We start from the raw sequence: 7,359 nt of genomic DNA, 5'->3' as shown, positions 1-7,359 counted from the left end.
CGGATGACCCATAGCAGCGGCGTGTCATTCGCCGCGTCGACGGACATGGTCCGCCCATTGATGGTGAGATTAGGCATGTGGTTTCTTCCCCGCCCGGCGTGCGACTTCGCTTACGGCGAAGTTCGGTTTGTCGAGATCCCTGGCACCCACCGGATAGATGCCAGCCATCATAAGAATGATCGCGTTGCGAGGGGGACGCAACGGAATTTGGAACAACGCCGTGCGAAATGAATCGGCAATCCGCCTTGTGCGGCGCGGAAGCGCTGGGATCGCGACGCCGCACAGGCTAAGAACGGCGGCTGTCGGCCGCGTTCTGCCGAAGGAGACGCCTGTCCATGAGAACACCCGCGCACAGACCGCCGCGTCTCAGCATCGCCATGCTGTCGTCCGTGGTGCTGCTCACGGATCTGCTAATCGCGAATCCCGCTGACGCGCACGAGGCGGGTTCCTCGCCAGGCGGCCGCGCGCCTTTCACAGCGACGTTATCCAACCTGTCGCCGCTTGCCTTCGGAATGGATGTCGGTGAGACATCACGCGCGCTGGCGCAGCCGCTGATCTACGTGAAGGGATCACCCGGCAACGAGACCTATCTCGCCTTGCGGAATCTCGGAGGCAGCGGATTGGTGCCGCATCGTCATCGCCTGTTTCTCAAGTTCCGGAACGGACGGCTGAGCGGCTGGAAAGAGGATTACGGCACCAATTGGATGTGGCGGTAAACGCCGCGCAGGTTTGGACTCATAGTTGGAAGGACAGAACGTGGGACAGGACATCAAGCTCGCTGCGGCAGACGGCTTTCAGCTCGGCGCTTACCGGGCAGATCCGGCGGGAACGCCAAAGGGCGCCCTTGTCGTCATCCAGGAGATCTTCGGCGTCAATCATCACATCCGCAATGTCTGTGACCGGCTCGCCGCCGAAGGCTATGTCGCGGTGGCACCCGCGATCTTCGACCGCATCGAACCCGACTTCACGTCAGGCTACTCCCCTGATGAAATCGCCGTGGCGCGGAAATTCGTCGCCAATCCGGATTGGCCTGCCATGCTGCGCGACACCCAGGCCGCGATCGACGCGGTGAAGGATGTGGCCGCGGTCGGGATCATCGGCTTTTGCCTCGGCGGCAGCATCGCCTATGCGGCGGCGACCAAACTGACCGGGTTGAAGGCCGCGGTCGGCTATTATGGCGGCGCCATCGTGCGCTTCGCCGATGACAAGCCCACTGTCCCCACCCAGCTGCATTTCGGCGAGAAGGATGCCGGCATTCCCTTGGCCGACGTCGACGCTATCAAGGCCAAGCGCCCCGACGTCGAGATCTTCGTCTATCCCGGCGCCCAGCACGGCTTCGGCTGCGATGAGCGCGCGAGCTACGACAAGCCGAGCGCCGATCTCGCCTGGACGCGCAGCCTCGCCTTCTTCGCGCAGCATCTGCGTTGAGGACGGCCGCCGTCATTGCGAGGGGCGAAGCGACGACGCACTCCAGAGCCTCAACCTGACTCTATAGCGCTTCGCTCGGAATAACGGGAAGGCAAAGGCTGAGGTCGCTCACGGCCGCCGCATAGCGGGACCCGCGATCACGCACTTCCGGTTCACGCTCCGCGGTCGCCCCGAATGGCTGCCGAGATCAGAACCAGCGCTCGCCGACCTGAATCGTATCGCCGGGCTTGAGCGAGGTGCCCAACGGCACCTCGTAGCGGGCCACGCCTGACGCATCGGTATGGGTCAGCGTGACCACGTCGCGTCGCGCGCGCGGCGAGAAGCCGCCGGCGATCGCGATCGCGCTCTCCACCGTCATGTTGGGAACGTAGGGATATTGGCCAGGCGCCTGCACCTCGCCCAGGATGAAGAACGGGCGATAGGCTTCGATCTCGACCGCGACCGATGGTTCACGAATGTAGCCGTTGCGCAGCTTGGCCGCGATCTCGGCGGCGAGGCCGGCCGTGGTGCGGCCACGCGCCGGCACGCTGCCGATCAGCGGCATCGTAATCGCGCCGGATGCATCGATCGCGTAGGTGTTGGTGAGCCCCTCCTGGCCGTAGACAACGACGCGCAGCCGGTCGCCGGCATCGAGATGGTACGCAGCATCATACCGCGGCGGCGTGTAGCCGGCAGGCATGACATAGGCGCCACCGCGCGGGGCGGCGGCGAACGCGTTGCGCAGCGCCGGGATGGCCCCACCCTGCCCGGTGGCGGCAACCGGGTCGGAGGAAGGCATCCCATAGGCCATTGCATCGAGATCACTGTGCGGCTGGCCGACGGCGACGGGGGAAGCCGTGTGCATACAGCCCGACAGCAGGATCGCGGAAAAGGCGGCAATGACTGGAACGAAAAACGCGCGCACTCGAACAATCCTTGAAGGAGGATGTGCCCTAGTGATGCGCGGTTAAGGTTAACAAATCGTTGGCGCGTGTCGTCTGCGCCGCGCGCAACTGCGCCTGGACGAGGCCGCGCGACGCGAGCCAATAGGCCTTACGAGAAAAACCCTCTCCACGAGGCCGGAGAGGGCATCCCATGTCACGGCAACGCGCCGCTGAAACGCAACGAGCGTTTCCTCAGGATCGGCGGCCAGTGCTGATTTGAGCTCTCGCCGCCTGTAACGCGGTCATGCTCCGCGAAGGCCTTCGCGGATGACGACAGCGGAGGTCGACATGTCCATCTCAACAGGACCGAGACTTTCGAAATGTTCGTCTAGGCAGTGACACCGACGCCGATCGGACACGCCACGCCGGTGCCGCCGAGCCCACAATAGCCGGCCGGATTCTTCGCCAGATATTGCTGATGATAATCCTCGGCGAAATAGAACGGGCCTGCCGGCGCGATCTCCGTCGTGATGGCCCCGAGCCCCTTGGCACGGAGCGCTGTCTCATAGGCGGCCTTCGACGCGTCCGCCGTCTCGCGCTGCGCATCGCTGAAAGTGTAGATCGCCGAGCGATATTGCGTGCCGACATCGTTGCCCTGGCGCATGCCCTGGGTCGGGTCATGACTCTCCCAGAACGTCTTCAGCAGGCGCTCATAGGAGATGACCTTGGGATCGAACACCACCAGGACGACCTCGGTATGCGCCGTCAGCCCCGAGCACACTTCCTCATAGGTCGGGTTCGGCGTGTGGCCGCCGGCATAGCCCACGGCGGTGACGTGGACGCCGTCGCCAAGCTGCCAGAATTTGCGCTCGGCGCCCCAGAAGCAGCCGAGCCCGAAAACGGCCTGCTCAAGGCCGGCGGGATAGGGCGGCAAGAGCCGGCGGCCATTGACGAAATGGGTCGGCGCCGTCGGGATCGGCTGGGTACGGCCGGGCAGCGCGTCGGCGGCGGTCGGCAAGACAGGGGATTTGCGCATGAAGAACATGGATGTCTCCGCTCATGGCCATGGGTTTCCGCAGGGGGAGAGAGAGCCCGCGGGCAGGATGGCCGATATCGTTCTGGATATATAGAGCTCTACGCGCCGGGCAGTAGCGCCGTTACGCCAGACGCAGCGCCGCGGCCCAGGGTTCCGCGCACCCGCCGGTCGCCGGACGCGGCGAACCGCCGCGCTCAGTCGCGCGAATAGCCGATCAGCGGCTGGCGCGGCCGGAACAGGAGCATCAGGAGAATGCCGAGCAGGCCAAGGACGGCGAAAACAGGCTGGTCGAGCAGCACCTTGACGATCCACTCCCACAGGAACGGGGCCTTGGCGTCCACCCAGGCCCGGAACGCTGCCTGGCTCGACTGGTGGACGTCGTTCCAGAGCTGGCCGAAGCGGGTGAATTGCAGGGTCTGGTCGGCCACCCAGCGCGCACCGTCATAGACGACGAAGATGAAGCTCCCGGCGAGCAGCAACAGCCCCACCAGCCGGAAAAAACCGCGGATCATGCCTCACCTGCCCTCTCTCAGCTGCCCCGAAGGGCAGCAAGGCCATAGCGGGCCCCCTCGGGAAATTCAACCTCGTCAGGGGTTTAGAAGCTCGTTTTGCGCGGTTTCGGCGGCAGCGGGGGTCGCAGAGACCGTTGACGCTCGGCGGGGCTGCGCCTATAAGGTGCTCCACTGGCGGTGGGCGCAATCCCGCCGCCGCTGTTCTTTGAGCAGCGCCGGTCCACCGAGCAGATCCGCTCCGGTCGTGGCATTCTCAGAGAGGCGTCCGAACAACCACCGCGTCGATGGGACCGCGTCAGGCGGGCCGCGCGCGTACCCGCAAGAGCGGCGACTGCTCGCCGGCGAAGGATATTTGAGAGCATGGCCAATACGACTTCCGCGAAGAAAGCGACGCGCAAGATTGCCCGCCGCACCATCATCAACAAGTCGCGCCGCACCCAGATGCGCGGCGCGGTTCGCTCCGTCGAAGACGCGATCAAGAAGGGCGATCGTGAAGCTGCGCTGAAGGCGATGGCCAACGCCGAGCCGCAGCTGATGCGCGCCGCGCAGCGCAACATCATTCACAAGAACAATGCGAGCCGCAAAGTGTCGCGCCTCACGCACCAGATCGCCAAGCTCGCGAAGTGAACCGTTCGAGCGACTGACGTACTAATCAAGATGCAACAGCCCGGCTCACGCCGGGCTTTTCTTTTGCGCACTCTGTCTTTGGCGCACTCTCTGTCTCGCCCCCTTGCAGCCGGCCGCCAGCACATGTCAGGCGCGCGTCACACCTGAATGCGATCGTGTGAACCAGATTGGGACGCTGCACCGAGCTCGCGCATCCGAACAGCGGTGCTGTCGCGCAGACCTGACACGTTCCGTAGTCCTACGTGCCTGCGTTCCGTAGTTCTACGCGGTGACAATTTTGCCTCACCTGAAACAATCGCGAATCTGCATTGTGCATGCGCATCGATGTCAAGAGCACACAATCCGAGGTTCAACTCGCGCACGCTGTGCGGCGGGAGTTACCCGCTTGAAGTAATCGCAAAAAACTTCGCTTCGAAAATGACTTAAGCGCATAGCGCGACCAAGTGATTGGAAAAGCGGGCGTGCTCGGGGGCAACGTAAAAAAATTATGAAGAAATTTTGGGCAGACGATGTTGTTTGTCACATCCGAGATTCCTCGCGATGATTCAAAACCTTGCTTTCTTAACGCGCGACGCGATGCGGCAAGCGGTGCAAAGACTCGTCACGACTGCTCCGATCAAATGGATTGCGAGTCCCGGCGGATGATGTATTTCTTTAATCCACTCGCGGCGCCCACGATCTTGAGACCAGCGCGGTTTTAGAAACGGGGCGGACGTGCAAATCGGCGGCGGTGTGCGCGTTGGCGACGCTTTCCAAAGCGATGGCCGGTTCGGTATCCATAGTCATTATGGGTAGCGGCTGATCATTGTCGAAATTTCTCGGGCACAACATCATCGTTGTGCCGTTTTGAACAAGAGAAATACGGCAAGGGTCGACCCGGCTGGAGCTTACGACAGCTTCGCTCAGTGGGTGGACAATTGGACGGGATGTATGGCGTAGCGGCTGAATCTTGGGGTTCGGACGCGGCTGCCTTTGGGACATGTGCGAGATGACAACTTGCCGTGAGCAATCACGGCGAGGCGGGGAGGTTGCATGCTTTACGGACACATCACGGTTGGACACAGAACACCGGTTCCGGATCACGCACCCTTAGCGGTCGACACCCCCAGCACGGCCATCGGTCCTCCCCTCCTCATCGCGCATCGGAGTATGCGCTGACCTCGCGGAGACACTTCCTCGACCAGCATTGATCTGCCCGACAGCGTGCGCGCTGAACGGCGAAGCTATGTCTGGAGTTGAGCCTCCGCTCGAGGTCTCGCCGCGGCTGGCGATTCCGTTTCAGGACATCTGCCCGGCGATCACTTGACACCACCACTCAATTCGAAAAGTTGCGACTGCCATGACAAATTCGGAACAGGAACGCTGGTCTCGCGTGAAGGGTCGGCTGCGCTCGACCGTCGGCGAGGACGTCTATACGAGCTGGTTTGCGCGGATGGACCTCGAAGCCGTGCAGGATGAGAGCGTTCATCTGTCGGTGCCGACGCGTTTCCTGAAGAGCTGGATCCAGGCACATTACGCCGAACGGGTGCTCTCCTGCTGGCAGGCGGAGATGCCGGAGGTGCATCGCATCGATCTCTCCGTTCGCACCGCCATGCGCTGCGCAACGCCCGCCAAGGAGGCGCCGGTCGCCGTCGAAGCGCGCCGCGCCGAGCGCGGTGACGCCAAGCCTGCCGACACCCGTGCGCCGGTGATGACGCCCGTCGCGGCCAGCCATGACGCGCTTGGCGGCTCGCCGCTCGATCCGCGCCTGACCTTCGCCAGCTTCGTGGTCGGCCGCGCCAACACGCTCGCCCATGCCGCCGCCCGCCAGGTCGCCGACGGCCGCCGCGGCGATCCCGTGATGTTCAACCCGCTTTACATTCATGCCGGCGTCGGCCTCGGCAAGACGCATCTGCTGCAGGCCGTGACCTGGGCCGGCAATGCCGGCGGCGAGCGCAAGGTGCTGTATCTCACCGCCGAGAAGTTCATGTACGGCTTCGTTGCGGCGCTGAAATCGCAGACGGCGCTGGCGTTCAAGGAGGCGTTGCGCGGCATCGACGTGCTGGTCATCGATGATCTGCAGTTCCTGCAGGGCAAGTCCACGCAGGCGGAGTTCTGCCACACGCTGAATGCGCTGATCGATGCCGGACGCCAGGTGGTGATCGCGGCCGACCGCCCGCCGTCCGATCTCGAAAGCCTCGACGACCGCGTCCGCTCGCGGCTCGCCGGCGGTCTGGTCGTCGAGATGGCCACGCTGGGCGAGGATCTGCGGCTCGGCATTCTCAAGTCGCGCGTCGCGGCGGCGCGCGCCCATCATGCCAGCTTCGACGTGCCGGAGCCGGTGCTGGATTATCTCGCCCGCTCCATCACCCATAATGGTCGCGACCTCGAAGGCGCCATCAACCGTCTGCTGGCGCATTCCAAGCTCAACAACCAGCCGGTTACGCTTGATATGGCCGAGCGCGAGGTTCGCGACCTGGTGCGGCCGCAGGAGCCGAAGCGGATCAAGATCGAGGACATCCAGCGCGTCGTGGCGCGGCAGTACAATGTCAGCCGCTCCGACCTGTTGTCGTCGCGGCGCACCGCCAACGTCGTCCGCCCGCGCCAGGTCGCGATGTATCTGGCGAAGACGCTGACCTTGCGGTCGCTGCCCGAGATCGGCCGCCGCTTCGGCGGTCGCGACCACACCACCGTGCTGCATGCGGTCCGCAAGATCGAGGCGCTGGTCGGGAAGGACACGACGCTGAACGACGAGGTCGAGGCGCTGAAGCGCCAGCTTCAGGATTGAACGAGCGCGCACGGCCCGGGGGAGCGGACAGAAGGTCCGTCCCCAGCCGTGGTCTTCATGCCCTTCAGACGTCCCCTCGGACCTGGCCTCCGGATCGCGGAAGCGCCTGCCGAAACATGGGAAATC

The 7,359-nt window shown here is 64.0% G+C and carries 7 protein-coding genes and 1 pseudogene; 4 read left to right on the top strand and 4 right to left on the bottom strand.

What is annotated here, in order from left to right; all coding sequences use genetic code 11:
• Positions 1-77 (bottom strand): annotated as a pseudogene (locus HL671_RS39005) ((2Fe-2S)-binding protein); the annotation flags it as partial.
• A gap of 258 nt (positions 78-335) precedes the next feature.
• Here HL671_RS39005 and HL671_RS27635 point away from each other — a divergent pair.
• On the top strand, positions 336-716 hold the full coding sequence (locus HL671_RS27635) for a hypothetical protein (protein WP_148221573.1): 381 nt from the start codon (positions 336-338) through the stop codon (positions 714-716).
• A gap of 40 nt (positions 717-756) precedes the next feature.
• Positions 757-1,428, top strand: a complete 672-nt coding sequence (locus HL671_RS27630; protein WP_012047580.1) for a dienelactone hydrolase family protein — start codon at positions 757-759, stop codon at positions 1,426-1,428.
• Between the two features lie 187 nt (positions 1,429-1,615).
• Here HL671_RS27630 and HL671_RS27625 read toward each other — a convergent pair whose 3' ends face one another.
• From HL671_RS27625 to HL671_RS27615, 3 genes are all read right to left on the bottom strand, one after another.
• A complete protein-coding gene (locus HL671_RS27625) occupies positions 1,616-2,332 on the bottom strand; it encodes a polysaccharide biosynthesis/export family protein (protein WP_012047581.1) in 717 nt (238 codons plus the stop codon).
• Positions 2,333-2,679: 347 nt separating this feature from the next.
• Complete coding sequence (gene msrA / locus HL671_RS27620; protein WP_012047582.1) at positions 2,680-3,336, bottom strand: peptide-methionine (S)-S-oxide reductase MsrA; 657 nt, start codon at positions 3,334-3,336, stop codon at positions 2,680-2,682.
• Between the two features lie 185 nt (positions 3,337-3,521).
• On the bottom strand, positions 3,522-3,839 hold the full coding sequence (locus HL671_RS27615; RefSeq protein ID WP_172240565.1) for a hypothetical protein: 318 nt from the start codon (positions 3,837-3,839) through the stop codon (positions 3,522-3,524).
• Positions 3,840-4,199: 360 nt separating this feature from the next.
• On the opposite strand from HL671_RS27615, the gene rpsT reads away from it, so the two are divergent.
• A complete protein-coding gene (gene rpsT, locus HL671_RS27610; protein WP_012047584.1) occupies positions 4,200-4,466 on the top strand; it encodes a 30S ribosomal protein S20 in 267 nt (88 codons plus the stop codon).
• A 1,339-nt stretch (positions 4,467-5,805) separates the two neighbouring features.
• Positions 5,806-7,233, top strand: a complete 1,428-nt coding sequence (gene dnaA, locus HL671_RS27605) for a chromosomal replication initiator protein DnaA (RefSeq protein ID WP_011942530.1) — start codon at positions 5,806-5,808, stop codon at positions 7,231-7,233.
• The last annotated feature ends 126 nt before the right edge of the window (positions 7,234-7,359 follow it).

The organism is Bradyrhizobium denitrificans, from assembly GCF_013179005.1.
Lineage (GTDB): Bacteria > Pseudomonadota > Alphaproteobacteria > Rhizobiales > Xanthobacteraceae > Bradyrhizobium > Bradyrhizobium denitrificans.
Note: the sequence above shows the minus strand (reverse complement) of the source record. Positions and strands in the feature narration are given on the sequence as shown.